A 24,343-nucleotide genomic window follows, 5' to 3' on the forward strand; every position below is an offset into this window, starting at 1 on the left:
GCTCAGTCTTGGGGTGAACGGGGTGAGGGGAAACAGCTTGCGAGGGTGCTTCACCCCCCCCCCCCCCCCCCCCCCACTGGGGTGGCTGACCGAGGCGTACGTCGAGGTGTACTGCGACAGCGCGGCGCCGCCCCGGCGGCTCGCCGAGGTGGTGCGCAACCATCCGGAGATCGCGGCGGCGATGACCGTCACCGGTGGCGCCGATGCGCTGCTGCACGTACGGGCGAGGGACGTCGAGCACTTCGAGGAGGTGCTGGAGCGGATCCGGACCGAGCCGTTCATCCGCAAGACGATCAGCTACATGGTGCTGTCCCACCTGCTGCCGGACAGCCCGGAGGCGGGCGCGAGCCGCCCCTCGACGGAAGGCGGCGCAGCAAACCGGCCGTAGCGGCCCTTCGGACGCAGCATTCCTGCGTGGATGAGCAGCATTCGTTTCTTGTGACCGGAATGGGTCCCTTCTTACCGTGGAGTGCACCGCGGGTGACGATCAGTGACAACTGGTCATTCCCGCACGTCCTCACGGAAGCGGAGGGATATTTCTGTGCCGACGAGCCGTGCGCCGAGCCCCCGGCGCTATCTGGTCTGCGAGCCCCGGCATTTCGACGTGCGCTACGCCATCAACCCCTGGATGCGGGCGGACGTGCCGGTCGACACGGCCCTCGCGAGCCGCCAGTGGACGACGCTGACCGAGGCCTACCGCGAGTACGGGCACACGGTGGAGTCCGTGCCTCCGGTGCCGGGTCTGCCGGACATGGTGTTCGCGGCGAATGCGGCGGTCGTCATGGAGGGGCGGGTCTTCGGCTCGCACTTCCACGCGCCGGAGCGGCGGCCGGAGTCCACCGCGTACGAGACCTGGTTCAAGGCCGCCGGGTTCGACGTCTACCGGCCGGAGTCCGTGTGCGAGGGCGAGGGCGACCTGGTCCCGGCGGGCCGCTTTCTGCTGGCCGGCACCGGCTTTCGCACGACACGGGCCGCCCATCGGGAGGTGCAGGAGTTCTTCGGCGCGGCGACCATCAGCCTCCAGCTGGTCGACCCGCACTTCTACCACCTGGACACCGCGCTCTTCGTCCTCGGCGGAGACGACGGGGAGCCGAACATCGCGTACTACCCGGGGGCGTTCTCGCCGGGGTCCCGTGAGGTGCTCGCGCGGCTCTTCCCCAAGGCGGTGACCGCGACCCGGGACGACGCCATGGCCTTCGGCCTGAACTCCGTCTGCGACGGCCGCCATGTCTTCATCGCCCCGCAGGCCACCGGCCTGATCGACGAACTCACCGCCCGCGGCTACGTCCCCGTCCCCGTCGACCTGTCGGAGTTCCACAAGGCCGGCGGCGGCATCAAGTGCTGTACCCAGGAGATCCGTTCATGACTGCTCCCACCCGCACCCTCCGTGTAGGCGCGCCCCGTTCGTCCGCCGAGCTGATCGACGCCGAGGGCCCGGTCCTGGCGCACAACTACCACCCGCTGCCCGTGGTCGTCGCGCGCGCCGAGGGCGTCTGGGTCGAGGACGTCGAGGGCCGCCGCTACCTCGACATGCTGGCCGGCTACTCGGCGCTCAACTTCGGCCACCGCCACCCGGACCTCGTCGAGGCCGCGCACCGCCAGCTCGACCAGCTCACCCTCACCTCCCGCGCGTTCCACAACGACCAGCTCGCCGGATTCGCCGAGGGTCTGGCCGAGCTGACCGGCCTGGACATGGTGCTGCCGATGAACACCGGCGCCGAGGCGGTGGAGAGCGGCATCAAGGTCGCCCGCAAGTGGGCGTACGACGTCAAGGGCGTCCCCGCGGACCAGGCCACGATCGTGGTGGCCGGCGGCAACTTCCACGGCCGTACGACCACGATCGTCGGCTTCTCCGACGACGCGACGGCCCGGGTCGGCTTCGGCCCCTTCGCACCTGGCTTCCGCACCGTCCCGTACAACGACCTCGCCGCTATGGAGGCGGCCGTCGACGAGACCACGGCCGCGGTGCTGATCGAGCCCATCCAGGGCGAGGCGGGCGTGGTCATCCCCGACGACGGCTACCTCACCGGCGTACGCGAGCTGACCCGGCGGGCCGGGTGCCTGCTCATCGCCGACGAGATCCAGTCCGGCCTGGGCCGCACCGGCACCACCCTGGCCGTCGAGCACGAGTCCGTCGTCCCCGACGTCCTGCTGCTCGGCAAGGCGCTCGGCGGCGGCATCGTCCCGGTCTCCGCGGTCGTCGCCCGTCGCGAGGTGCTCGGTGTGCTGGGTCCCGGCCAGCACGGCTCGACGTTCGGCGGCAACCCGCTGGCGGCGGCGGTCGGTTCGGCCGTCGTCGCCTTGCTGGCCACCGGCGAGTTCCAGCGCCGCGCGGCCGACCTGGGCGAGGTCCTGCGTACCGGTCTGGCCGCCCTGGTCGGCAAGGGCGTGACCGGCTTCCGCGCCCGCGGCCTGTGGGCCGGCGTCGACGTCGACCCCGCCCTGGGGACCGGCCGCGAGATCAGCGAACGCCTGCTCAAGGAGGGCGTTCTGGTCAAGGACACCCACGGCTCGACGATCCGGCTCGCCCCGCCGCTGACCATCACCGGCGAGGAACTGGCCTCGGCGCTGGCCTGCCTGGAGCGGGTGCTGGCCTAGGAGCGAGGCGGGTGGGGCGGTCCGCCCCTAGGGCCTGTCCGATGGGTCAGGCCCTAGGCGGACCGCAGGGTCTTCCAGGTCTGGGGACCGACCACCCCGTCGGCCAGCAGGCCGTGCACGTCCTGGAAGTGCGCCACCCAGCTCTCGGTCTGCGGACCGAAGTCGCCGTCGCCGTCCAGCACGCTGCGGCCGCTCCAGTAGTTGATCAGGCACTGGACCTCCCTGACCCCGTCGCCCGAGTCGCCGCGCCGTGTGGTGGCCTGACCGTCGTAGTAGCCGCAGTGGCCGCGGACTTGCTGCGGTGCGGCGGCGGGGGACGGGGCGGCGGCCGGGGCGACGGCGTGGGCGGCGGGTGCCGTGGCCAGCAGCAGGCCGGCCGCTGCGGAAAGAACGGCGGCGCAGGTACGCGGACCCCTGGGCATCGGAAGTTCTCCTTCTCCTTCGAGCACCGTGCCTGCCGTGCGGACCGTCGTCCCCGGCGGGCCCGGTGGGACCGGCCGGGCGGCGCGGCAGCCGCAGACAGGTTTGGCCCGCGCGGCGCCCGGCCATGCGCGGGCCCCGCGCAATCCGCCCCTATGAGTGACGGCGCGGCCGCGTGGCTACGTCCGGGCAGCGCATGCCGCCGCCAGCAGGCTCTCGGCGGCGGTGCGGGCGTGCCGGGCCGCGTCGGGCCCGCCCGAGACCGCGGCGGTGGTGATCGCACCGTCGACCAGGAGCGCCAACTGGCCCGCCACAAGGGTGGGCTGGCGGACCGGAACGGCCTGGACCAGCCCGGTCAGGTAGGACAGCAGCGCCCGCTTGTGCTCCCGGGCGACCTGGCCGACCCCGTCGGAGACGGCCCCCAGCTCACCGAACGCGTTGATGAACGCGCAGCCGCGGAAGTCCGGCGCCGAGAACCATTCGTGCAGCCAGTCGAAGACCGCCAGCGGCCGGTGCGCGGGGTCGTCGGCGTGCTCGGTGACGTAGGCGGCGAGGGCGGCGCGCCAGCGCTCGTCGCGTCGGCGCAGATACGCCTCGACGAGGTCGTGCTTGGCGGGGAAGCACTGGTAGAGGCGCTTGAGCGACACCCCGGCGGCGGTGCGGAGTTCGTCCATGCCGACGGCCTGGATCCCGCGGTCGTAGAACAGCTTCTCCGCGGCGTCGAGTATCCGCGTGCGGGCTTGTGCGCGGGCCTCGTCGTGGTCCATGACACCTCCGTGGCTCTTCTCGGGCACGACTTTTCAGGAGAACGGGCGTTCTCTACACTAGCCGACCAGGGGGAGAACGATCGTTCTCCTTCACGCCGAGGCAGTCCGGCCAAGGGCCGGGACCGCCCCACCGAGACAGGGAGCCCGCCATGGCACCACGCCCCCCGTTCCCCCCGTTCGACGAGCCGAGCGCACTGCGGAAGGTGCAGGCGGCCGAGGACGCCTGGAACACCCGGGACCCGGAGCGGGTCGCCCTCGCCTACACCGAGGACTCGGTCTGGCGGAACCGCGACACCTTCCTCACCGGCCGGGAGGAGATCGTGGCCTTCCTGCGCCGGAAGTGGTCCCGGGAGCTGGACTACGCACTGCGCAAGGAGCTGTGGTCCTACAGCGGCGACCGCATCGCGGTGCGCTTCCAGTACGAGAGCCGCGACGCGGACGGCCAGTGGTGGCGCAGCTACGGCAACGAGCTGTGGGAGTTCGACGAGGAGGGGCTGATGCGCCGCCGGGAGGCCGGCATCCACGATGTCGCGATCACGGCGGCGGAGCGGCGGATCTTCGGCCCGCGCCCGGAGGCGCAGCGGGGCCACCCCCTCCCCTTCCACTGACCGTTCGCCCGGCGCCGGCGCCTCACCCCGTCAGGGCCGGACCCTGCCCGCACGCCCGGCGCCGAGGGGCGGGCCCCACAGGTTTCCGGAGGTGCCGGCTCCGGATGTTTTCCACAGCGGCTACCCCAACTCCCTTGCGTGTGGGCCGAGTCGGAGTATCTTGGAATAACCGTTCCAAGATGAGTTGCGGGAGGACTCCGCAGCGCGAGACGAGCAGGCCGCCATGCCCGACATCAAACACTTCAACCCCGACATCGTGCTCGACGACGCCCTCCAGATCTTCTGGCGCCAGGGCCTGCCCACCACCGGAATCCAGGCCCTGGTGACCGCGACCGGAGTCAGCCGCTCCAGCCTCTATGCGACCTTCGGCAACAAGGACGGCCTCTACGCCGCGGCGCTGGGCCGCTATATAGAGCGGCACTCCACACCGGCCTTCGCCCAGCTCGCGTCGGCGGGATCGGGCCTGACCGCCGTCGAGGAGTTCTTCAGCGGACTGATCGGCGTCCGCTGCGCCGGGCCGGTCGCCGGCTGGGGCTGCATGGTCACCAACGCCTACGCCGGTCCCGAGTGCGCCGATCCCGCTGTCCGCGGCCTGCTCGAAGAGCATCACGGCGCGCTCCGGTCGGCCATGCGGTCCGCCCTGGAATCCGCAGCCGAACGGGACCAACTCCAGCCGTCCACCGACCTCGACGACGCCGCCGCGGTGCTGGCGACCCTCGCGTACGGCGTCAATCTGCGCTCCCGCGCGGGCGCCGACGCACAGTCCCTGACCGACACGGTGACCGCCGCCCTCGCCCCGCTGCGCGCCCGACCCTCACCCCAGGAGCAGACCCGCCCATGAGCCTCAACGACGAACTCACCGCGTTCTTCCGCGCCGGCTACCCCGAACTCCCCGCCGCCGCCCGCGCCGTGATGGAGCGCGCCGGCCGCGATCTCGCCGCGTCGGGCCGGGCGGCCAGGGCCCGGCAGGTCGGCGACACGGCCCCCGGCTTCCGTCTGCCCACCGCCACCGGCGAATCCGTCAGTCTGGACACCCTGCTGTCCACCGGCCCCGTCGTGCTCACCTTCTACCGCGGCGCCTGGTGCCCCTTCTGCAATCTGGCGCTGCGCGCCCTCCAGCAGCACCACGCCGAGATCACCGCCCGCGGCGCCCACCTGGTGGCCGTATCGCCCCAGATCCCCGATGAGTCCCTCACCCTCGCCGAGAAGCACTCCCTGGCCTTCGACGTCCTCAGCGACCTCGGCTCGGACACCGCCGAGCAGTACGGCCTCGCCTTCGACCTGACCGACGAGCTGGCCGCCGTGTACGACTCCTTCGGCTTCGACCTGCAGCGCGTCAACGGCGGCCATCCCCGCACCCTGCCGGTGCCCGCCACCTACGTCATCGACCGCGACGGCACCATCCGCTGGGCCTTCATAGACACCGACTACGTCGCCCGCGCCGAGCCCTCCGACATCCTCGCCGCCCTCGACGCACTACCCTCCGCACACTGATTCCGCCGGAGTTCCGGCCGTTCTCCCACGGCCATCCGACGCGCGGGGGTGCCCCCGGCGGCGCACCGCGAACCGGCACCCCAACTCGCCGCCATCCCCCCATAGGCCGCCGCGCGCCAGGGCGCTATGGTCGCTTTTCCAGGAACGTTACGGGGGAGGACAGCCGCCGATGGCACAGGACGATGCCGTGATCGGCTGTACGGGAGTGCTGCTGATCGGCACTCGCGGGGCTGCCGGCCCCGGTGAGGTCCTGGTGCGGATCAGAGGTGGTTCGGAGGCCTTTGTCGCCTGGTCCGCCCAGCCCCTTCCGGTAGGGGCGACCGTGCTCGTGACCGAGTCCCGTGGCCATCGCCAGGTCGACGTCATGGAGTGGGCCGATCCGTTGGACGCGTTGACCGGCGACGCCGGCGACGCCCGTTGAGGAGACACCAGATGTTCGGTTACCGCGTTCCCTCCCCCGATCAAGCCATGCTGATCTCGGGTGGCAGGCGTGGACAGGGTGGCGCGCCGTTTCGAGTGGTGACCGGCCACGGCAAGTTCGTGCTCCCGGTCTTCCGCAAGGTCCGCTTTCTGACCCTGGCGATGTGTGAGGCCGAGGTGGCCGAGCGGTGCGTGACCCGACAGGGCATCACCCTCACGGTCCGCGCCGTGATCGCCTTCAAGGTCGGCAACGACACCGAGAGCATCGTCAACGCCGGTCAGCGCTTCCTGTCCGACCAGGACCAGATGTCGATCCTCACCGGCCGCATCTTCGCCGGTCATCTGCGCTCCATCATCGGTTCGATGACGGTCGAGGAGATCGTCACCGAGCGGCAGAAGCTGGCCACCGAGGTCCTGGAGACCTCCAAGACCGAGATGGCCAAGATCGGCCTGATCGTCGACTCCCTCCAGATCCAGTCGATCGACGACGGCGACACCGGCTACATCGAGGCGATGTCCGCCCCGCACAAGGCAGCCATCCAGCGCCAGGCGCAGATCGCGCAGGCCCAGGCCACCCAGGCATCGGTCGAGGCGCAGCAGGAGGCCGCGCGCAATCAGGCCGAATACTCCCGGCAGACCGCCGTGGTCCAGGCCGAGTACTCCGCCGAGGTGGACCGCGCCCAGGCCCACGCCGCCCAGGCCGGCCCGCTCGCCCAGGCGCACGCGCAGCAGGAAGTCCTCGCCGCGCAGACCGAGCTGGCCCAGCGCCGGGCCCAGCTGCGTCAGCAGGAACTGGTCGCCGAGGTGGTCAAGCCCGCCGAGGCCGAGGCCGAGCGCATCAAGCTGCTGGCCACGGCCGAGGCCGAGCGCATGAAGATCCAGGCCGAGGCCGCCGCCTCCTACGACCGGGTCGCCCTGGACCGGATGCTCATCGACCAGCTCCCGCAGATCGTCAAGGAGGCCTCCGCGGGCCTGGCCAACGCCAACGTCAACGTCCTCAACGGCACCGACGGCCTCGGCGAGATCGCCGCCGGCCTGGTCGGCCAGGGCCTGACCATCCTCGACTCCGTCCGCCGCAACCTCGGCACCCCCGACAGGACCGACACCGCCGCTTCCCCCAACGGCCAGGCCCCCGGCGGCCGCGTCGAGATCGAGTAGCCCGCGCCGAGAGCGCGGAGCACCGCGATCCGGCGCCACCGGCCCCCGCCTCAGGTCGTGTCGGTGCCGCCCCGCCCCCGCTGCCGTTCCTCCTGTGCGTGCCGGTGGCGGGCCCAGGCGACCAGGTGGTTGAGGACGGCGACGGTGGTGGCGATATCGGTGTCGTCGAAACCGTCGAGCGCCTCGTTCAGACCGGCCTGGCTCGTGTGCTGGAGGCGCTTCAGGACGGCCTTGCCGTGCGGGGTGATGGCGATCTGGCGGGCGCGCCGGTCGGCCGAGTCCGGGGTGCGTTCGACCAGGTTCTGGGACTCCAACCGGCCGATCTGACGGGTGACATGAGGGGGCTCGACCATCAGCAGGTCGGCCAGGTCGCCGACCCTGCTGACCCCTCCGCTGTCCTCCAGGGCCATCAGCAGCCACAGGTCGGAGCGGGCCGCCGTGACGCCCGCCCTGGCCGCCTGGCGTTCGTGCGCCCGGGATCGGGTGAGCAGGTAGGACAGCGTGGCCAGCACTCTTTGCAGTGCGGCGGTGGGGTCCTGGTCTCTTCCGGGCTCCGGCATGCAGGCACTTTAACCGTCCCGGTGACCACGGGAACGGGATGCTCCGGGCACGCTCCGTACGCCTGCCCGCTCGCTTTGAGCCAACCTCACGGCGGCCATGAACGCCCCTTCACGGCCCCGCTCGGGGTGAGTTAACGTGGCGTCACTTAGTTGCTTAACTTAGGTAACTAATTACGTCGACCCCTTGCCCCGCAGCCGCAGACGACCGCCGAGGAGTGGCGCCACCCGCACACCGTTCACCACGGCAGTGCCGTGTCCCGATCGCGGAAGGACCAGCCGCATGACGACCGCAGAACGCACCGAGGCGCAGCGCGACGCCGGCCCGGGCGAGGGCCCCGCCGCCCTCACCCTCCCGGCCTCCCGGGCCGGCGGCTGCCCCTTCGACCCGGCACCCGGCGTCGAACGCGCCCGCCGGGAGGAGCCCGTCACCCGGGCGACGCTGTGGGACGGCTCCTCCTGCTGGCTGGTGACCCGGTACGAGGACGTACGGGCGGTGCTCGGGGACCCGCGGTTCAGCGCCGACGCGACCCGCCCCGGATTCCCCTTCCTCACCGCCGGCGCACGGGAGTTGTTCACCAGCTCCCCGGCCTTCATCCGCACGGACGACCCCGAGCACGCACGGCAGCGCCGGATGCTCACCGCCGACTTCATGATCAAGAAGATGGAGGCGATGCGCCCCGAGGTGCAGCGCCTCGCCGACGAGCTGCTCGACCGGATGACCGAGGGCCGCGACTCGGCCGATCTCGTGGCCGAGTTCGCGCTTCCGCTGCCGTCCCTGGTCATCTGCCTGCTGCTCGGCGTCCCGTATGAGGACCACGGCTTCTTCCAGGAGTGCAGCCGGATCCTGCTCAACCTCGGCTCGGCGCCCGAGGACGTACGCACCGCGCAGGCGGACCTGGAGCGCTATCTGAGTGAGCTCGCCGAGTCCAAGCGGCGGTTCCCGGACGGCGGAATCGTCAGCCGGCTGGTCGACCGCGGCGAACTCGACCCCCTCCAAATCGCCTCCATGGGACGGCTGTTGCTGATCGCCGGCCATGAGACCACCGCGAACATGACCGCCCTGTCCACCCTCACCCTGCTGCGCAACCCCGACCAGCTGGCGCGGCTGCGCGAGGACCCGACGCTGATCAAGGGCGCCGTCGAGGAGCTGCTGCGCTATCTGACGATCGTCCACAACGGCCTGCCGCGGGTCGCCACCGAGGACCTCACCGTCGGCGGCGCCACCATCCGCGCCGGCGAGGGCGTGCTGTGCACGATCAACACCGCCAACCGTGACGAGGACGTCTTCCCCGACGGCGCCGCGCTCGACGTCGGCCGCGACGCCCGCCGCCATGTCGCCTTCGGCTTCGGCGTCCACCAGTGCCTGGGGCAGCCACTGGCCCGGGTGGAACTGCAGATCGCCCTCGAAACCCTGCTGCGCCGGCTACCGGACCTGCGGCTGGCCGTTCCCTTCGAGGACGTCCCGTTCCGCCACGACATGGGGATCTACGGGGTGCACGCGCTCCCGGTCGCCTGGTGAACGCGCCCCGGGCTCCGTAGCGCACACCCCATACCCGTCACCAGATTGTCCGGAGCCCGGAGCGCGGAACCTGATGCCCGGAACCGGACCCCCGGCTCTCGACATCACCTCGACCTCACTCCGCTCCACCCGCCACCCTGGCACCCCAAGGCCCAGCACCAACACCCGCCACCCGACACCCACCTACGGGGAGAACCATGCGCGTCCACATCGACCAGGACAAGTGCTGCGGCGCCGGAAGCTGTGTGCTGTCGGCACCCGACGTGTTCGACCAGCGCGACGAGGACGGCATCGTCGTCCTCGTCGACGCCGAACCGCCGGCCGAGCTGCACGACGCGGTACGCGAGGCGGCCGCCCTCTGCCCGGCGGCCGCGATCTCGACGGAGCAGACCGAGCGGGTGTGAGCCGCCGCCCGCGGGGGCCTCGGACCGGCGCGCCAGCCGGCGTCGCCACCGAGGCCCCCGCCCGGCGCGGACACCCCTACGGCTGCGGCGCCAGCCCGGCGGCGACCAGGCCGTCCAGCACCGCCTCCCCCAGCGCCTGCACCGCGGACTGGGGACGCACCATCACCGTGAACTCCTTGATCAGGCCCGCCTCGTCGAACTGCAGCAGATCGATGCCGTGGATCTGCTTGCCGCGCACGGTGGCCCGGAAGATCAGGATCGCCGAGTCGGCGGGGCCGGCCGCCGCCCCGGCCGCCGTCTCCGCGCTGCCGGCCAGTTCGCCCACGTAATGGAAGTCCTCGAAGGTGCGCAGCAGCACCCCGAACAGCCCGAGGACCATCGGCCGCCCTTCGAAGGGCGTGAACTTCACCGGGCTGTACAGGCGGATGTCCTCGGTGAACAGCTCCTCCAGCGCGCCGAGTTCGCCCGCTTCCACCGCTGCCTTGAACCGCTCCGCAGTGGCCTGCGCGGTCCGCGCCACCGTCGCCATGGTTGTCCCCTCTCGCCGCTTCCTAGTCACGGATATGATTAGTCATATTCTTGAGTATGGGAAGAGCGGGGAAGGGACGACCCGGGGCGATGGCTCTCAAGCACGCGGTACTGGCGGCACTGCTGGACGGCGAGTACAGCGGATACCAGTTGGCCAAGGCGTTCGACGTCGGCGTCGCCAACTTCTGGCACGCGCTGCCGCAGCAGCTCTACGCCGAGCTGACCAGGCTGGAGGCGGCGGGGCTGGTCGGCGGCCGGCAGGTGGTGCAGGAGACCCGGCCCAACAAGCGGCTGTTCCATGTCACCGACGAGGGCCTGGCCGAGCTGGAGCGGTTCGCGGCGGCCACCGCCAAGCCGTCGTTCATCCGCGACGATCTGCTGGTGAAGGTGCAGGCCGTGGACCGGATCGACGCCGCACCGGTGATCGAGCAGCTCGACGAGCGGGCCCGGACCGCCGCCGCCAAGGTCGAGATCTTCGAAAAGCTGCTGGCCCGGCTGCGCGGCGAGCGGGACGAGGCGGAGTTCCTGGCCCACGGCGTACGCATCGGCCCGTATCTGACCTGCCTGCGCGGCCTCGGCTTCGAACGGGAGACCCGGGACTGGTGCGAGCGGATCGCGGGCGTCCTGAGGGAGCGCAGCACCGTTCCTCAACAGCCCTAGGGATGTCCCTGCCCGCCTCCTCGGCCGGCGGCCGGCGGCTGGCGGCTGGCGGCCGGCCGAAGCGGAGGGTGGTTCTAGCAGGGGTAGGCACGGCGTGCCCAGGTTGAACAGGGCACTGGTTACGACAACCGGAACGACGGATTCTCGATGGCATGACCCACACCTCTGTCTCCGCGTACGCCGCGCCCGCCCCCAAGGCCCCCCTGGAGCGGATCACGATTCCGCGCCGCGAGCTGGGTGCCCACGACATCCTGATCGAGATCAAGTACGCCGGCATCTGCCACTCCGACATCCACACCGTGCGCGCCGAGTGGGGCGACGGCGGGAACTTCCCGATCGTCCCCGGCCATGAGATCGCCGGTGTGGTCGCCGAGGTCGGCTCCGAGGTCACCCGCTACCGGGCGGGCGACCGCGTCGGCGTCGGCTGCTTCGTCGACTCCTGCCGGGAGTGCGAGAACTGCCGGGCCGGCCTGCAGCAGTACTGCACCGGCGAGCTCGGCAACGTCGGTACGTACAACGCCACCGGCCGCGACGGCGAGCCCACCTACGGCGGCTACTCCACGCACCTCGTCGTCGACGAGAACTACGCGCTGCGCATCCCCGACAGCATCCCGCTGGACGCCGCGGCCCCGCTGCTGTGCGCCGGTATCACCCTGTACTCCCCCCTCGCCCACTGGAAGGCCGGTCCGGGCAAGCGGGTCGCCGTCGTCGGCCTGGGCGGCCTCGGCCACATGGGCGTGAAGATCGCGCATGCCATGGGCGCCGAGGTCACCGTGCTGAGCCAGTCGCTGCGCAAGAAGGACGACGGTCTGCGGCTGGGCGCGGACCACTACCACGCGACCTCCGACCCGGCCACGTTCGAGGCACTGGCGGGCACCTTCGACCTGATCCTCAACACCGTCTCGGCCGGCCTCGACCTGAACGCCTACCTCGGCCTGCTGCGCACCGACGGCACCCTGGTCCAGGTCGGGGCGCCCGAACGGCCGCTTCCGGTCGCGGCGTTCGCGCTGATCCCGGGGCGGAAGTCGCTGGCCGGGTCGATGATCGGCGGCATCCCCGAGACGCAGGAGATGCTCGACTTCTGCGGTGAGCACGGGCTGGCCGCGGACATCGAGGTGATCAGCGCGGACCGGATCAACGAGGCGTACGAGCGGGTGCTGGCGAGCGATGTGCGCTACCGGTTCGTGATCGACACGGCGACCATCTGAGACGGCCACCGGCTGAGCGTCCACGATCCGGCCGCCGGCCGTCGACCGTCGACCGCCGGCACGCCCGGGGCGGCCCGCCACCGGCCGCCCCGGGCGTTCGCCTGCCGCGGCGCGGCGCGGCGCGCCCGGCCGGTCCCGGTCCCGGCACGCGCTCCCGTCGTCCGGGACGGCCACCGGATGAGCCGGCCCGCGAAAGATTCTCGCCGCCGCCCGGCAACCCCCGCGTCCGCCGCACGTCGTGACGGGTGAGGGCGCCATCAGGCGCCGCCCGTCGAAGAACGTGGAGCAGCCGACCGTGAAGCACCTTCCCCGCCTCATCCGCGCCCCCCGCGCCGTTTCGCCGTACGCGGCCGATGCCGCCCCGCGGCGCGCCGCCCGTTCCGCCGACCGCCCCGCTCTGCGCCGCGCGGCCGGCGCCGGGCTGCTCGCGGCGCTGGCGTTCACCGCGCTGTCGGCGGCGGGCACCGCGCACGCCGACGACCGCACACCCCAGCCGCAGCACACCCGGCCCGGGCAGGCGACCCCGTCGCCCGCACCGCGCCCGACCGACGGCAGTGCGCGGCCGACGCCCGCCCCGGACACCAGCGTCAGCCCGTCCCCCACCGCCCCGCCCAGCTCGCCCGCCGGCCCCCGGCCGTCCGCCTCGCCCACCCTCCCCGGGCCGCGGCCGAGCACCACCGCCTCGCCCCGCCCCGGCGCCGAGCCGTCCAAGGCCCCCCAGAGCGGGAAGGGCAAGGAGCTCGCGCACACCGGCGCCTCGTCCGCGACCACGATGGCCTTCGGTGGCGGGGCAGCGGCACTGATCGCCGCGGGCGGCGGCACGGTCTACGCCGTCCGGCGCCGGCGCGGCTGAACCGGCGCCCGGCCGTCCCGAAGGAACACATGGAGTACTCCGTCGGCCCGCACAGCGCCCCGGTACGGTTCGCCCTGCCGGGGCCCCGGCACGCCCTGTGGCGGCGGCTGCTGCGCGCCGCCCGCCCGGCGGCCATCCACCGCGAGGCACCGCACCGCCCCGGGCCCTTCGCCCGGCCGCCCGGGGACGGCCACCCGCCCTACGGGCACCGCCTGCCCGACGACGCGACCGCCCCGCCGCCCGACCCCCGCCCCACGATCAGCGAGCTCTACCACGCGCACCGGCTTTCCATGGTCCGGCTGGCCGTTCTGCTCGTCGACGACCGCGCCACCGCCGAAGACGTCGTCCAGGACGCCTTCGCCGCGCTCTACAAGCGGCACGGCGACCGGCTCGGCGAGGTCGACAACGCGCTGGCCTATCTGCGCACCGCGGTCGTCAACGCCGCCCGCTCGGTGCTGCGGCGCCGGCGCACCGCGCGCGCCTACACCCCGCCGTACGAGGCCGACGCGCCGTCCGCGGAGGAGCGGATCGTGCTGGACGAGGAGCACCGCGAGGTGCTCGCCGCGCTGAGCGGGCTGACCGCGCGGCGCCGCGAGGTCCTCGTACTGCGCTACTGGTGCGATCTGACGGAGGCGCAGATCGCGACGACGCTGGGCATCAGCCGCGGCGCGGTGAAATCCCTCGCCAGCCGGGCCCTGGACGCACTGGAGAAGACCTTGGAGGCGCGGTCATGAACGGCCCCGGCACGGAGCCCGAACGGCGCGTCGAGGAGCGGCTGCGGCGGGCTCTCGCGGCCCGCGCGGACAGCATCGGCATCCGGGACCTGCGGCCCGCCGCGCCCCCGGGGCCGGCGCTGCGCCGCGGCCGGCCGGCCGGCCCGCAGCGGCCCTGGCTGCGCCGCTTCGGCCTGCCGCTGGCGGCGGCCGCCGCGGCCGCCGCCGTCGCGCTCGGCTATCTGGCGACCGCCCCGGACGGCCCGCCGGTCCGCCCCGCGCCCCCCGCCACCTCACCGAGCCCCCTGCCCACCCCGTCCCCGACGCGCAGCGTCCCACCCCCCGAGCCGACGCCGCCCGACACACCGACGGGCCCCGGCCGCACCGCGAGCCCCTCCGGTTCCCCGTCGACCGGCGCCGACCCCGCGCGCCCACCCGGGCGCGCCCCCAGCGCCACCCCCACCTCCCCTACGGGCGGCCGCCCGGTGGAGACCACCCGGCCGCCCTCCTCGGCGATGCCGTCGGCCACCCCCGAACGGAGCAACTCCCCCTCGCCCTCGTCGCTTTGACGGCCCCGGGCAGGGACACGGCCGATTCCGGGGCGCCGACGCCGGCCGCGCGTCGGTGCTCCGGCACCCGTGCGCCCCCGGACAGGCGTTAGCGGCGCGTTAGCCGATCATCAGCGCCCGCACCGAAGGTTCGTGTGCAGCCATCGTCCCGGGGGGAGTCTCCTATGCCGCCCATCACCGCCGTCACCGCCCGCCGGGCGTTCGCCGCGGGCCTGACCGCCACCGCCGCGCTGGCGCTGACCGCCGGCTGCCACGACGGCTACGGCACCCGGGCCGACGCGCCGGCCACCGCCGTGTCACCGGCCCCCGCCCCGCCGGACGGCGGCGACCGCCCCGGCCCCGGCGGGCGGGTCGCCTGTACGCCCGAGATGCTCCGCTTCCACGCGGGCGCGCTGCCCTACCCCGCCCACCGCATGCTGCTGACGGTCACCAACGACTCCGACCGGACCTGCGACTTCGCCGCCCAGGGCTACCCCCTGCTGCGCTTCGGCGACGACCGGCAGCCCGCGCTCCCCGCGATCGAGGACAGCCGGCCCCCGTCCGCGGTCACCCTCGCGCCCCGCGCGACCGCGTACGCCACGATCACCACCTCGGCCGACGGCGGCCCGCACTACGGAAGGCGCCGGGACGGCAGGAAGATCTCCCAGTTCGGTGTCGCGCTGACCGCCCGCGCCCACCCCACCCAGGTCGGCCTGGACGACCGCGCCCCGGTCCCCGTCGACCCGCACACCGCCAGGGTCACGTACTGGCAGGCGAGCCTGGCGGCGGCCCGGAAGTGGTGACGGCGTCCGGAGGGTGCGGCGGGCGCCGGCGCGGAACGGAGCGCGACCGGCGGGGCGGGGCGCGCCGTAGTCCGTTCGGGTCGCATCCGGCCATATCCCCCGGAGTGTCGCCCGCCAATGATCCAAATTTGCCGCCAATGATCCTTTTGCACTGCCGCGGCATGGCTGCGCCCGGTGCCGCTCGCCCGGTAGGCTTTCCGTGTGATCTTCAAGCGCATCGGAAATGGGCGGCCGTACCCCGACCACGGCCGGGAGAGCACCCGCCAGTGGGCGGATGTCGCCCCGCGCCCGGTACGCCTCGACCAGTTGGTGACCACCAAGCAGCAGCTCGATCTCGAAACGCTGCTCGCCGAGGACTCGACGTTCTACGGCGACCTCTTCGCGCATGTCGTGAAGTGGGGCGGCGACCTCTACCTGGAGGACGGCCTGCACCGCGCGGTGCGCGCCGCGCTCCAGCAGCGCCAGGTGCTGCACGCCCGCGTCCTCGAACTGGACTGACACCCCGGCCCGCGTGCCGCGTTTTCCCGGCGCCCCGGACCACCCACCGCCCGAATTGATCCTTTTGGGTTGGGTCTTGCGCCACGCGTTGATCATTTAGTAGGCACGGACCGCCGTCCGCACTACGCTGCGCCCATGAGCATGCTGACGCCTCCAGGCATGGGCGGTAAGAAGTACCGCGTCACGGGCGACAGGTATCCGCGGATGCGCCGTCCCCGGCACCGTCGCCGGATCGTCCTCACCCTCGTCGCCACCGTCTGTGCCCTCGGGCTGGTCGGCTGGGGCACGCTGCAGCTCATCGACGTCTTCGGCGGCAAGGGCGACACCGCCCAGGCCTCCCCGGGCAAGAAGCACTGCCAGGACAGCGGCCGGGCGAACGGGGCACAGGCCGGCACCGCGGCGCAGAAGCCGCCCGCGCCCGGCACCCTGACCGTCAACGTCTTCAACGCCACCCAGCGCGCCGGTCTCGCCAAGCGCACCGCCGACGAGCTCAAGAAGCGCGGCTTCAAGATCGGAAAGGTGGGCAACGCCCCGGCCGCCTACGACAAGAAGGTCAAGGGCGCCGGGATACTGCTCGGCCCCAAGGCGGCGGTCGACGGCCCGCTGAAGGTGCTGGCCACCCAGCTCGCCGGCGCCCAGCAGAAGACCGACGACCGCAAGAGCGCCGAACTCGACCTGATCCTCGGCGACGCCTTCAAGGACCTCGCCACCCAGCAGGCCGCCGCCAAGTCCCTGGCCGTGCTGGCCCACCCGTCCCCCGCCCCCGCCGAGGACACCTGCTGATCGCACGCGCGCGGGCCCCGCACCGGTGGTGCGGGGCCCGACAGTGATCAGGGGGAGAGGCGCTCGCTCAGCCGGCGGTGCCGTACATCCGGTCGCCCGCGTCGCCGAGGCCCGGCACGATGTAGCGGTCCTCGTTCAGCCGCTCGTCGACGGCCGCGGTGACCACCGTCACGGGCGTCCCGGCCAGCTCCTTCTCCATGACCGCGACGCCCTCCGGCGCGGCCAGCAGGCAGATCGCCGTGACGTCGTCCGCACCGCGCTTGATCAGCTCACGGATCGCCGCGACCAGCGTGCCGCCGGTGGCCAGCATCGGGTCCACGACGTAGACCTGCCGCCCCGAGAGGTCGTCGGGCATCCGCGTGGCATACGTGTGCGCCTCGTACGTCTCCTCGTTGCGCACCATGCCCATGAAGCCGACCTCGGCGGTGGGCAGCAGCCGGACCATGCCGTCCAGCATGCCCAGACCGGCCCGCAGGATCGGTACGACCATGGGGCGCGGGTGCGAGAGCCGCACGCCGGTGGTCGCCGTGACCGGGGTCTCGATGTCGACCTGCTCGGTGCGCACATCACGGGTGGCCTCGTAGGCGAGCAGGGTCACCAGCTCGTCGGCGAGCCGCCGGAAGGTGGGGGAGTCGGTGCGCTTGTCGCGCAGTGTGGTGAGTTTGTGCGCCACCAGCGGGTGGTCGACGACGTGGATCCGCATGACATCGACAGTAACCGAGCCGACGGGCCCCGACGCCCGCCGTGCGGCGCCCGGCTGCCGGCCACGGTCGCCCGGCCCGGCTGGCATGACCGCACCGAAAGGAGGGAAAGTGGGCACGTACGCCCGATCGGCCGTCCCGTCATCGGGCGAAAGATCGCGCCCAAGGTGGTGTGCAGCGTGCCCGACCACAAGCGGACCGACGACTCGAACGACGCCGTCCACGGCGATCCGGGGCCGGCCTCCGGCACCGAGCCGGGCGAGGACAGCGCGGCGGCGCGCCGACGGCGCCGCGCACAATTCCTCCGTGAACTGCACGAGGCCAAGGAGCTGCGCGACCGCGTCCAGCCGCGCCGGGTGCGGGCCGAGCGCATGCGCACGGCCATGCGGATGCGCACTTTCCGCTGGTAGCGCAGGCCGTTCCGCCGGTAGCGGAAATCCGTCGCGCACCCGCCCGCGCTGCGGCACGTGAGCGACATCTCGCACAACCGCCGCACGACGCAGCGTCGAAGACCCCGCGCGAACGCCATGTTTCTGCCACGATTCCGAAGGGGCGGGACCAACGGCGTGCAGCGCCGCCCCGCCCCGGCCCGGCACGCCTATGACCAGTGGGAGAGTCACGGTGTACTTCGCCGCACTGCTCGCGCGCACCGAAGACGGGTGGGAAGCGAGCGATACGGAGCTCGACGATGTGGAAACGCTGACCGATCTGGCCGATCTGGCCCGAGAGGCGGCGGTGGACGACGACACGGTGGTGGCCTTGGTCGAGCAGGAGGACGCCTGGTTCGGCGTCATCCGGCTGGACGGCGACGACGACCCCCGTGTCTTCATCTCGAACGCCGCCGTGGCGGCCCGCAGCTCGTACGGTGCGATGCTGACCGACGAGCTGCTCGGCCGCGACAAGGACGTCGAGGACGAACTCGCAAGCCTCGACCTGGACGGCACGGAGGACGGCGAACCCGAGACGCAGCAGGGCGAGGACGAGGCGGACACCCCCGTCCCGACCGGCCCGCTCGGCGACGCCCGGCTCCTGGAGGACCTCGGCATCGGGGAGAAGGAACTGCTCATCCTCGACGGCGACGCCCTGGGCGCGATCGCCGAGGCCCTCGGCTGCACGGACATCCTGGAGGCCGTCCGGTAGCCCCGTCACCGACACTGGGGGGCATGAGCGCCCCCCAGTCCGATCCGCTGCACGGTTCCCCCTCCTCCCCCGAGCCCGACCCGCTGCGCGATCCCTGGATCGCCCCGATGCGGCAGGCACTTCAGGAGGCCGCCCGCGCCCCCGGGACCGGTGACGTCCCGGTGGGCGCCGTCGTGCTGTCCGCGGACGGCCGGGTGCTGGGCACCGGCCACAACGAACGCGAGGCCACCGGCGACCCCACCGCGCACGCCGAGATCCTCGCCCTGCGGGCGGCCGCCCGCACCCTCCAGGAGGAAGCCGCGCGCACGGGGGCCTTCCCGGCGCGGTCCGCGGAGGACGCCGGCCCGGGCGGCGGGCGGCCGGCGGGCCGCTGGCGGCTGACCGGCTGCACCCTCGTCGTCACCCTCGAACCCTGCACGATGTGCGCCGGCGCCGTCGTCCTCTCCCGCGTCGACCGCGTCGTCTACGGCGCCCGCGACGCCAAGGCGGGCGCGGCCGGCTCCCTGTGGGACGTCGTGCGTGACCGGCGTCTCAACCACCGCCCGGAGGTCGTCACCGGCGTCCTCGAAGCCGAGTGCGCCGCTCAACTCACCGCGTTCTTCCGCGACCGCTGACCGGCGGCACGGGCCCGCGCGGACCGTGCTCGGCCCGCTCCCCGGAATCCGATTTCGGCGCACGGCCACCCGTGGGCTAAGCTCTCTCTCGGTAGCGTGTCCGAGCGGCCGAAGGAGCGCGCCTCGAAAGCGCGTGAGGGGGCAACTCCTCCGTGGGTTCAAATCCCACCGCTACCGCTCGAACGAAGGCCCCGATCCCTCAGGGATCGGGGCCTTCGTCGTGTCCGGGCCCGCGGGGACCCGGCGCTGTTACGCGTCGCGTCGCCGGCTCACCGCGCGGCGGACGAAGCGGACGAGCAGCCAGATCACCAGGATCAGGACGATCAGGAAGACGACGAACAGCACGATCAGGAAGATGCCGAGCTTCTTGAAGAAGCCCTTCTTCTTCTTGACCTTCGACTTCCACTTGCCCTTCTTGGACTTGAAGGCCGTCTTGTGGTGCGTGGCCTGGTGCACGCCGTGGTGCGCGCCGTGGTGGCCGTACGAGGCGGCCTGCGCGGGGGCCGCGGCGGCGCCGGACACCTCGACCGCGCGGCTCACCGTGCTCGTGGCGGCCGCCGCCCGGGCGGCCTCCCCCGTACCGCGGCCGGCTGCCGCCGCGGGTGCGACCGCCGCGGCCAGCAGGCCGAGCAGCAGCGCCAGCACGACGGCGGGCCGCGCGGGGCCCGCCGGGCGGCGACGCGCCGGAGCGGGCAGGTGGCCGGCCGGGTACGACGGATCGGACTCGGGCCGTGCGGAGTTCATGGGCATTCTGGGTCCCCCCTCGGGTCAGGCGTCCCGCCATTATGGTCGGGGGAAGCGGGGTCGGGGGACGGCCGCTTCCCCCGACGAGGACCGAACCCCAAAGTCCACGCCGCGTCAGGGGGGGCGCACGGCGCGGACCCCGCAGTGAGGCCCTGGTCCGGGCCCGGGAATTCCTGCCAGATCCACTGGGCCACTCACTCATGGTGCTCCCCCGAAGCGTCTCAACAGGCCGACAAAGGGCCTCCTTTGGCGGGCCTTTGGTCCATAAAGTCCGGATCAGTACCCCGGTTCCCCCGCCGTCGCGACTCCCGCGCTCGAACACGTGTGGTTACACTCACCCGACTGCAACCGGGAACTGCCGGGACTGCCGTAGGGGACTGCCGTAGGGGAGACGGGACTGATGGCGCAGGCGAAGAAGATCGCGATGTACCTGATCATCGTCTTCGTGCTGTACACGATCATCACGTCCCCACAACGGGCCGCCGACCTGGTCCAGATAGGCTTCGAGGGCATCTCGTCCGCCGCCCAGGGCGTCGGCGAGTTCATGACCCAGCTGATCAACTAGGGGTCCGCCGCCCGACCGGGCGGCCCCCGGTGATCGCCCGTCGTACGGAGGCCCCCGTGATCCGCCACCTGGTCCTGTTCAAGCTCAATGACGGCGTCGCCCGCGACGACGAGCGGGTGCGCGCCGGTGTCCACGCGTTCGAGGTCCTCAAGGACGAGATCCCGGAAGTGGAGTTCTGGGAGTGCGCCTGGAACATCACCGACCGCCCGATCGCCTACGACTACGCGATCAACGCGGCCGTGGCCGACGCGGACGCCCTCAAGCGCTATCTGGAGCACCCGGCCCACCAGGCAGCCGCCACCCAGTGGCGCGAATTCGCCACCTGGGTGATCGCCGACTACGAATTCTGAGTCGCACACTTCCCCGTACGCCGTACACCGAGCCCCTCGCCCCACCGGGCGGGGGGCTTTGCCGTACCCCACCCCGGGTACGCCACCCGCCCGCCCCGCGCGCCTCCCCCAAGGCCCGCTCCGACCACCCAACTCTCTGTTCAACACGGCGTTATGAGGTCCTTGCGCACTGTGCATCTGTCTTGTAATGCTATGACCGCTTTTGCCGGATTCTTGCACTGTGAGCACCGTGAAAGGGTGGCGTGACCGTGACGGCCCGTACTGCGCCCAAGGCTCCATCCCGCGAGAGCCGTAGCGCGGACACGCGGGCGCTCACACAAGTGCTGTTCGCCGAGCTGGCGGACCTGGAGCCCGGCACCCCCGAGCACACCCGCGTCCGCGCCGCGCTGATCGAGGCCAACCTGCCGCTGGTCCGCTACGCCGCGGCGCGCTTCCGCAGCCGCAACGAGCCGATGGAGGACGTCATCCAGGTCGGCACGATCGGTCTGATCAATGCGATCGACCGCTTCGATCCGGACCGGGGTGTGCAGTTCCCGACCTTCGCGATGCCCACCGTCGTCGGCGAGATCAAACGCTACTTTCGAGACAATGTCCGTACGGTCCATGTGCCGCGCCGCCTCCACGAGCTGTGGGTGCAGGTCAACGGCGCCACCGAGGATCTGACGGTGCTGCACGGGCGCTCCCCCACCACCGCCGAGATCGCCGAGCGACTGAAGATCGGCGAGGACGAGGTGCTGGCCTGCCTGCGGGCCGGGCGGTCGTACCACGCCACTTCGCTGGAGGCCGCGCAGGAGGGCGACGGCCTCCCCGGCCTGCTGGACCGCCTCGGCTACGAGGACCCGGAGCTGGCCGGCGTCGAGCACCGCGACCTCGTACGCCACCTCCTCGTCCAGCTCCCCGAACGCGAGCAACGGATCCTTCTGCTGCGGTACTACAGCAATCTGACGCAGTCACAGATCAGTGCGGAACTGGGGGTGTCGCAGATGCATGTGTCGCGGCTACTGTCGCGGAGCTTCGCCCGCCTGCGATCCGCAAACAGGATCGACACATAACCGGGACGGACGACCCGTTCCTGCGCAGATATATCGACATGGCGCTACAGCGTGTTGCCGACATGTGACATTCTGCAGGAACCGCGTTTGCCGTAGCGCTGCCTCCGGTATTCAGGTGGAGGTATCACTCCTCGGCCCGCCCCGGGCCGAGGACGCCGCAGCGACCCGTCCGCGACCTCAAGGGGGTGGCATGTCCGTAGAACTGGGCAGCTCGAAGGTGCTTTCCGCGATTCCCGCGCCTGCACCGCACGTGCATGACGACGACGCCATCAACACCCGCACGCTCTCCCGCTCCCTGTTCCTGCGGCTGGCCTCGCTCGACAAGGACTGCGCGGAGCGTACGTACGTGCGTGACACGCTCATCGAACTCAACCTCCCGCTCGTGCGGTACGCGGCGGCCCGCTTCCGCAGCCGCAACGAGCCGATGGAGGACATCGTCCAGGTCGGCACGATCGGCCTGATCAAGGCGATCGACCGTTTCGACTGCGAACGCGGGGTGGAATTCCCGACGTTCGCGATGCCGACCGTCGTCGGCGAGATCAAGCGCTTCTTCCGTGACACGTCATGGTCGGTGCGGGTCCCGCGCCGGCTCCAGGAGCTCCGGCTCGCCCTCACCAAGGCCAGCGACGAGCTCTCGCAGAAGCTGGACCGCTCCCCGACGGTTCCCGAACTGGCCCTGTGCCTGGGGGTGTCGGAGGAGGACGTGGTCGACGGCCTGGCCGTCGGCAACGCCTACACCGCCTCCTCGCTCGACTCCCCGTCCCCCGAGGACGACGGCGGCGAGGGCTCCCTGGCGGACCGCCTGGGCTACGAGGACAGCGCCCTGGAGGGCGTGGAGTACCGCGAGTCCCTCAAGCCCCTGCTGGCCAAACTCCCGGCCCGTGAGCGCCAGATCATCATGCTGCGCTTCTTCGCCAACATGACGCAGTCCCAGATCGGCGAGGAGGTCGGCATCTCCCAGATGCACGTCTCCCGTCTGCTCACCCGCACCCTGGCGCAGCTGCGCGAGGGCCTGATCTCCGACTGAGGAACGGTCCGCCGAGGGGCAGCCGTCAGATGCTCCGCGCCGCTCGGCGGACACTTGCAGGACTTTCGCGGACAGTCGCAGGACCTTCGCAGGGCGACCCGTAGAGCTGACGCATCCTCGACCTATACAGCTGACGCCTCGTCAGCAACACTGTCCCGATGCGACGGACGACAACGACCTACGCCTCCGCCTCGGCGGCCGTACTGTGTCTGGGTGTCCTGCTCACCGGCTGCGCAGGCGCGGCCGAAGAGGGCTATGTCGCGGTGGGCGCGGCAGGCCCCGCCGACGGGCGCGCGCCGGTCAGGCCCGTACCGCCGCGAGACGGCGTGGTACTGACCCCGCTGGACGGCCATGAAGCCCCCAGAGCCCGGGGAACCCGCAGCGGCGACAGCAGCGGCGGCAATGCCACGCGCTCCGACCGCCCGGCTCCCACCCCCGGCAGCTCCCCGGGCCCCTCCGGTGCCGCCGCACCGCCTCCCCCGCCCTCCGGTACGGACGGCACGGCCTCGCCCAACTCGCCCTCCCCGTCGGGTACATCCACCCCACCGCACGGCTCTCCCGCGCCCGAGCCGCCCTCGCCCACCGTCCCCGCCGGCCCGGACGCCCCCGCCGGCCTCCTCGTGGGCAAGCCGGTCCTCGCCGACAGCGACGTCCGCTGGTGCGAGAAGGTGCGTATCGACTTCCTCAACACCGGTGACCGCCCCGTCACCTCCGGCACGGTCACCTTCGGCGCCCACGTCATCGGCGCGCTCGGCATCGACTGGGCAACGATCACCTCCAGCCACCGCCTCCCGCTGCCGCTCGCCCCCGGCCGGCGGAGGACCGGCAGCTGGCGGGTGTGCGTCGACGCCTGGCGGGTGCCGGCGGGCATGCACCTCGACACCAGGGACGTGGCCTTCGCCTGGAAGTGACCGCGAGCGTTCCGGTGGGGGACCAGGGGAACTGACGGGTCGGTGCGGGCGATGCGGGTCGGTGGGCGTGCCGCGCCAGCCGGTCGCACCCGTTCGGCGAACACCGATGACTTCCGCGCGCCGCCACGGTCAATACACACAGTGGCCCATCCCGACACGAGGCCGGCCCGCAGACGACGCCAGGAGAGCGCCATGCCCAAGATCACGCCCAACCTCTGGTTCGACACCCAGGGCAAGGAGGCCGCCGAGTTCTACTGCTCGGTCTTCCCGAACTCGACGATCAAGAACGTCACCCATTACAACGAGGCGGGCCCGCGCCCGGCCGGCACCGTACTGACCGTGGAATTCGAGCTCGACGGCCAGGAGTACATCGCCATCAACGGCGGTCCGGAGTTCACCTTCACCGAGGCGATCTCGCTGCTGGTCAACTGCGCCGACCAGGACGAGATCGACTACTACTGGGCCAAGCTCTCCGAGGGCGGCGAGGAGGGCCCCTGTGGCTGGCTGAAGGACAAGTACGGCCTGTCCTGGCAGGTCGCACCCGGCGGTATGGCGGAGCTGCTCAACGACCCGGACCAGGAGCGCGCGGCCCGCGCCATGAAGGCCATGTTCGGCATGAAGAAGATCGACATCGCGGCGCTGCGGGCGGCGGCGGACGCGGCCTAGGGCCTTTCCGACCCTGACCCATCGGACAGGC

32 protein-coding genes, 1 tRNA gene and 1 pseudogene are annotated in these 24,343 nt (G+C 72.2%); 28 read left to right on the plus strand and 6 right to left on the minus strand.

The features are described from left to right. Positions 1-67: 67 nt before the first annotated feature. The 3 genes and pseudogenes from ACZ5XZ_RS08690 to rocD form a co-directional block, all read left to right on the plus strand. A pseudogene (locus ACZ5XZ_RS08690) lies at positions 68-388 on the plus strand (Lrp/AsnC ligand binding domain-containing protein); the annotation flags it as partial. 153 nt (positions 389-541) lie between these two features. After that, positions 542-1,366, plus strand: coding sequence for a dimethylargininase (gene ddaH, locus ACZ5XZ_RS08695; RefSeq protein ID WP_468975501.1), 825 nt, complete (start codon positions 542-544; stop codon positions 1,364-1,366). Next, positions 1,363-2,598, plus strand: a complete 1,236-nt coding sequence (gene rocD, locus ACZ5XZ_RS08700) for an ornithine--oxo-acid transaminase (RefSeq protein ID WP_468975503.1) — start codon at positions 1,363-1,365, stop codon at positions 2,596-2,598. The genes ddaH and rocD overlap by 4 nt, the downstream gene beginning before the upstream one ends. A gap of 53 nt (positions 2,599-2,651) precedes the next feature. Here the strand turns inward: rocD and ACZ5XZ_RS08705 are convergent, their stop codons facing one another. Together ACZ5XZ_RS08705 and ACZ5XZ_RS08710 are read right to left on the minus strand one after the other, a co-directional pair. Next, positions 2,652-3,020: a peptidoglycan-binding domain-containing protein gene (locus ACZ5XZ_RS08705; RefSeq protein ID WP_468975504.1), complete on the minus strand. Its 369-nt coding sequence runs from the start codon at positions 3,018-3,020 to the stop codon at positions 2,652-2,654. A 177-nt stretch (positions 3,021-3,197) separates the two neighbouring features. Continuing rightward, positions 3,198-3,785, minus strand: coding sequence for a TetR/AcrR family transcriptional regulator (locus ACZ5XZ_RS08710; RefSeq protein ID WP_468975506.1), 588 nt, complete (start codon positions 3,783-3,785; stop codon positions 3,198-3,200). 149 nt (positions 3,786-3,934) lie between these two features. Here ACZ5XZ_RS08710 and ACZ5XZ_RS08715 point away from each other — a divergent pair, with 149 nt between their 5' ends. The 5 genes from ACZ5XZ_RS08715 to ACZ5XZ_RS08735 all read left to right on the plus strand — a co-directional run bounded on the left by ACZ5XZ_RS08715 (position 3,935) and on the right by ACZ5XZ_RS08735 (position 7,465). After that, positions 3,935-4,393, plus strand: a complete 459-nt coding sequence (locus tag ACZ5XZ_RS08715) for a nuclear transport factor 2 family protein (RefSeq protein ID WP_468975508.1) — start codon at positions 3,935-3,937, stop codon at positions 4,391-4,393. Between the two features lie 223 nt (positions 4,394-4,616). Continuing rightward, entirely contained in the window at positions 4,617-5,234 is a 618-nt protein-coding gene (locus ACZ5XZ_RS08720; RefSeq protein WP_468975509.1) for a TetR/AcrR family transcriptional regulator, read from the plus strand. Continuing rightward, positions 5,231-5,887 (plus strand): peroxiredoxin-like family protein, encoded by a 657-nt coding sequence (locus ACZ5XZ_RS08725; RefSeq protein WP_468975511.1) that lies wholly within the window; start codon positions 5,231-5,233, stop codon positions 5,885-5,887. Before ACZ5XZ_RS08720 ends, ACZ5XZ_RS08725 begins: the two co-directional genes overlap by 4 nt. 169 nt (positions 5,888-6,056) lie before the next feature. Further along, positions 6,057-6,308: a hypothetical protein gene (locus ACZ5XZ_RS08730; RefSeq protein WP_393486117.1), complete on the plus strand. Its 252-nt coding sequence runs from the start codon at positions 6,057-6,059 to the stop codon at positions 6,306-6,308. An 11-nt stretch (positions 6,309-6,319) separates the two neighbouring features. Next, the gene (locus ACZ5XZ_RS08735) at positions 6,320-7,465 is read left to right on the plus strand and encodes a flotillin family protein (protein ID WP_468975513.1); all 1,146 of its coding nucleotides are present in this window, start codon (positions 6,320-6,322) and stop codon (positions 7,463-7,465) included. Positions 7,466-7,515: 50 nt separating this feature from the next. On the opposite strand, the gene ACZ5XZ_RS08740 is transcribed toward ACZ5XZ_RS08735, so the two are convergent. Next, positions 7,516-8,025, minus strand: coding sequence for a MarR family winged helix-turn-helix transcriptional regulator (locus ACZ5XZ_RS08740; RefSeq protein WP_468975514.1), 510 nt, complete (start codon positions 8,023-8,025; stop codon positions 7,516-7,518). Positions 8,026-8,305: 280 nt separating this feature from the next. Here ACZ5XZ_RS08740 and ACZ5XZ_RS08745 point away from each other — a divergent pair, with 280 nt between their 5' ends. After that, positions 8,306-9,544, plus strand: coding sequence for a cytochrome P450 (locus ACZ5XZ_RS08745; RefSeq protein ID WP_468975516.1), 1,239 nt, complete (start codon positions 8,306-8,308; stop codon positions 9,542-9,544). 197 nt (positions 9,545-9,741) lie between these two features. Beyond that, complete coding sequence (locus ACZ5XZ_RS08750; protein WP_384424548.1) at positions 9,742-9,948, plus strand: ferredoxin; 207 nt, start codon at positions 9,742-9,744, stop codon at positions 9,946-9,948. Positions 9,949-10,024: 76 nt separating this feature from the next. Here ACZ5XZ_RS08750 and ACZ5XZ_RS08755 read toward each other — a convergent pair whose 3' ends face one another. Next, the gene (locus tag ACZ5XZ_RS08755) at positions 10,025-10,477 is read right to left on the minus strand and encodes a nuclear transport factor 2 family protein (RefSeq protein WP_468975518.1); all 453 of its coding nucleotides are present in this window, start codon (positions 10,475-10,477) and stop codon (positions 10,025-10,027) included. Positions 10,478-10,566: 89 nt separating this feature from the next. On the opposite strand from ACZ5XZ_RS08755, the gene ACZ5XZ_RS08760 reads away from it, so the two are divergent. The 8 genes from ACZ5XZ_RS08760 to ACZ5XZ_RS08795 all read left to right on the plus strand — a co-directional run bounded on the left by ACZ5XZ_RS08760 (position 10,567) and on the right by ACZ5XZ_RS08795 (position 16,542). Next, positions 10,567-11,136 carry a PadR family transcriptional regulator gene (locus tag ACZ5XZ_RS08760; protein WP_468975520.1) on the plus strand — a complete coding sequence of 190 codons (570 nt, stop codon included), beginning with the start codon at positions 10,567-10,569 and terminating at the stop codon, positions 11,134-11,136. Positions 11,137-11,288: 152 nt separating this feature from the next. Continuing rightward, positions 11,289-12,344 carry an NAD(P)-dependent alcohol dehydrogenase gene (locus ACZ5XZ_RS08765; RefSeq protein ID WP_468975522.1) on the plus strand — a complete coding sequence of 352 codons (1,056 nt, stop codon included), beginning with the start codon at positions 11,289-11,291 and terminating at the stop codon, positions 12,342-12,344. 295 nt (positions 12,345-12,639) lie between these two features. Continuing rightward, the gene (locus tag ACZ5XZ_RS08770; protein WP_468975524.1) at positions 12,640-13,197 is read left to right on the plus strand and encodes an LAETG motif-containing sortase-dependent surface protein; all 558 of its coding nucleotides are present in this window, start codon (positions 12,640-12,642) and stop codon (positions 13,195-13,197) included. 29 nt (positions 13,198-13,226) lie between these two features. Continuing rightward, entirely contained in the window at positions 13,227-13,931 is a 705-nt protein-coding gene (locus tag ACZ5XZ_RS08775) for an RNA polymerase sigma factor (protein WP_468975526.1), read from the plus strand. Further along, positions 13,928-14,479: a hypothetical protein gene (locus ACZ5XZ_RS08780; RefSeq protein WP_468975528.1), complete on the plus strand. Its 552-nt coding sequence runs from the start codon at positions 13,928-13,930 to the stop codon at positions 14,477-14,479. Before ACZ5XZ_RS08775 ends, ACZ5XZ_RS08780 begins: the two co-directional genes overlap by 4 nt. A gap of 164 nt (positions 14,480-14,643) precedes the next feature. Further along, positions 14,644-15,261: a DUF4232 domain-containing protein gene (locus ACZ5XZ_RS08785; RefSeq protein ID WP_468975530.1), complete on the plus strand. Its 618-nt coding sequence runs from the start codon at positions 14,644-14,646 to the stop codon at positions 15,259-15,261. A 201-nt stretch (positions 15,262-15,462) separates the two neighbouring features. Next, positions 15,463-15,759 (plus strand): type II toxin-antitoxin system VapB family antitoxin, encoded by a 297-nt coding sequence (locus ACZ5XZ_RS08790; RefSeq protein ID WP_362912149.1) that lies wholly within the window; start codon positions 15,463-15,465, stop codon positions 15,757-15,759. A 141-nt stretch (positions 15,760-15,900) separates the two neighbouring features. Further along, positions 15,901-16,542 (plus strand): LytR C-terminal domain-containing protein, encoded by a 642-nt coding sequence (locus tag ACZ5XZ_RS08795; RefSeq protein ID WP_468975956.1) that lies wholly within the window; start codon positions 15,901-15,903, stop codon positions 16,540-16,542. Between the two features lie 67 nt (positions 16,543-16,609). Here ACZ5XZ_RS08795 and upp read toward each other — a convergent pair whose 3' ends face one another. Next, the gene (gene upp / locus ACZ5XZ_RS08800) at positions 16,610-17,245 is read right to left on the minus strand and encodes a uracil phosphoribosyltransferase (protein ID WP_384424530.1); all 636 of its coding nucleotides are present in this window, start codon (positions 17,243-17,245) and stop codon (positions 16,610-16,612) included. 177 nt (positions 17,246-17,422) lie between these two features. Between upp and ACZ5XZ_RS08805 the strand changes: the two genes are divergently transcribed. From ACZ5XZ_RS08805 to ACZ5XZ_RS08820, 4 genes are all read left to right on the plus strand, one after another. Then, positions 17,423-17,653 (plus strand): hypothetical protein, encoded by a 231-nt coding sequence (locus tag ACZ5XZ_RS08805; protein WP_468975532.1) that lies wholly within the window; start codon positions 17,423-17,425, stop codon positions 17,651-17,653. A 211-nt stretch (positions 17,654-17,864) separates the two neighbouring features. Next, complete coding sequence (locus ACZ5XZ_RS08810; RefSeq protein WP_468975959.1) at positions 17,865-18,383, plus strand: tRNA adenosine deaminase-associated protein; 519 nt, start codon at positions 17,865-17,867, stop codon at positions 18,381-18,383. A 23-nt stretch (positions 18,384-18,406) separates the two neighbouring features. Next, positions 18,407-18,997, plus strand: a complete 591-nt coding sequence (locus ACZ5XZ_RS08815) for a nucleoside deaminase (protein ID WP_468975534.1) — start codon at positions 18,407-18,409, stop codon at positions 18,995-18,997. A 90-nt stretch (positions 18,998-19,087) separates the two neighbouring features. After that, positions 19,088-19,174 (plus strand) — tRNA-Ser (locus ACZ5XZ_RS08820). A gap of 72 nt (positions 19,175-19,246) precedes the next feature. Here the strand turns inward: ACZ5XZ_RS08820 and ACZ5XZ_RS08825 are convergent. Further along, positions 19,247-19,741 carry a hypothetical protein gene (locus tag ACZ5XZ_RS08825; RefSeq protein ID WP_468975536.1) on the minus strand — a complete coding sequence of 165 codons (495 nt, stop codon included), beginning with the start codon at positions 19,739-19,741 and terminating at the stop codon, positions 19,247-19,249. Positions 19,742-20,141: 400 nt separating this feature from the next. Between ACZ5XZ_RS08825 and ACZ5XZ_RS08830 the strand changes: the two genes are divergently transcribed. The 6 genes from ACZ5XZ_RS08830 to ACZ5XZ_RS08855 all read left to right on the plus strand — a co-directional run bounded on the left by ACZ5XZ_RS08830 (position 20,142) and on the right by ACZ5XZ_RS08855 (position 24,312). Next, positions 20,142-20,306, plus strand: coding sequence for a hypothetical protein (locus tag ACZ5XZ_RS08830; protein ID WP_384424520.1), 165 nt, complete (start codon positions 20,142-20,144; stop codon positions 20,304-20,306). Positions 20,307-20,362: 56 nt separating this feature from the next. Beyond that, on the plus strand, positions 20,363-20,656 hold the full coding sequence (locus ACZ5XZ_RS08835; protein WP_468975538.1) for a Dabb family protein: 294 nt from the start codon (positions 20,363-20,365) through the stop codon (positions 20,654-20,656). 242 nt (positions 20,657-20,898) lie between these two features. Next, a complete protein-coding gene (locus tag ACZ5XZ_RS08840) occupies positions 20,899-21,708 on the plus strand; it encodes an RNA polymerase sigma factor SigF (RefSeq protein ID WP_384424516.1) in 810 nt (269 codons plus the stop codon). A gap of 190 nt (positions 21,709-21,898) precedes the next feature. Next, complete coding sequence (locus ACZ5XZ_RS08845; RefSeq protein ID WP_006604265.1) at positions 21,899-22,735, plus strand: RNA polymerase sigma factor SigF; 837 nt, start codon at positions 21,899-21,901, stop codon at positions 22,733-22,735. A 158-nt stretch (positions 22,736-22,893) separates the two neighbouring features. Next, positions 22,894-23,646 (plus strand): hypothetical protein, encoded by a 753-nt coding sequence (locus ACZ5XZ_RS08850; RefSeq protein WP_468975541.1) that lies wholly within the window; start codon positions 22,894-22,896, stop codon positions 23,644-23,646. 192 nt (positions 23,647-23,838) lie between these two features. Continuing rightward, positions 23,839-24,312: a VOC family protein gene (locus tag ACZ5XZ_RS08855; protein WP_468975543.1), complete on the plus strand. Its 474-nt coding sequence runs from the start codon at positions 23,839-23,841 to the stop codon at positions 24,310-24,312. Positions 24,313-24,343: the final 31 nt, after the last annotated feature.

The organism is Streptomyces sp. NPDC033270 (assembly GCF_055576575.1).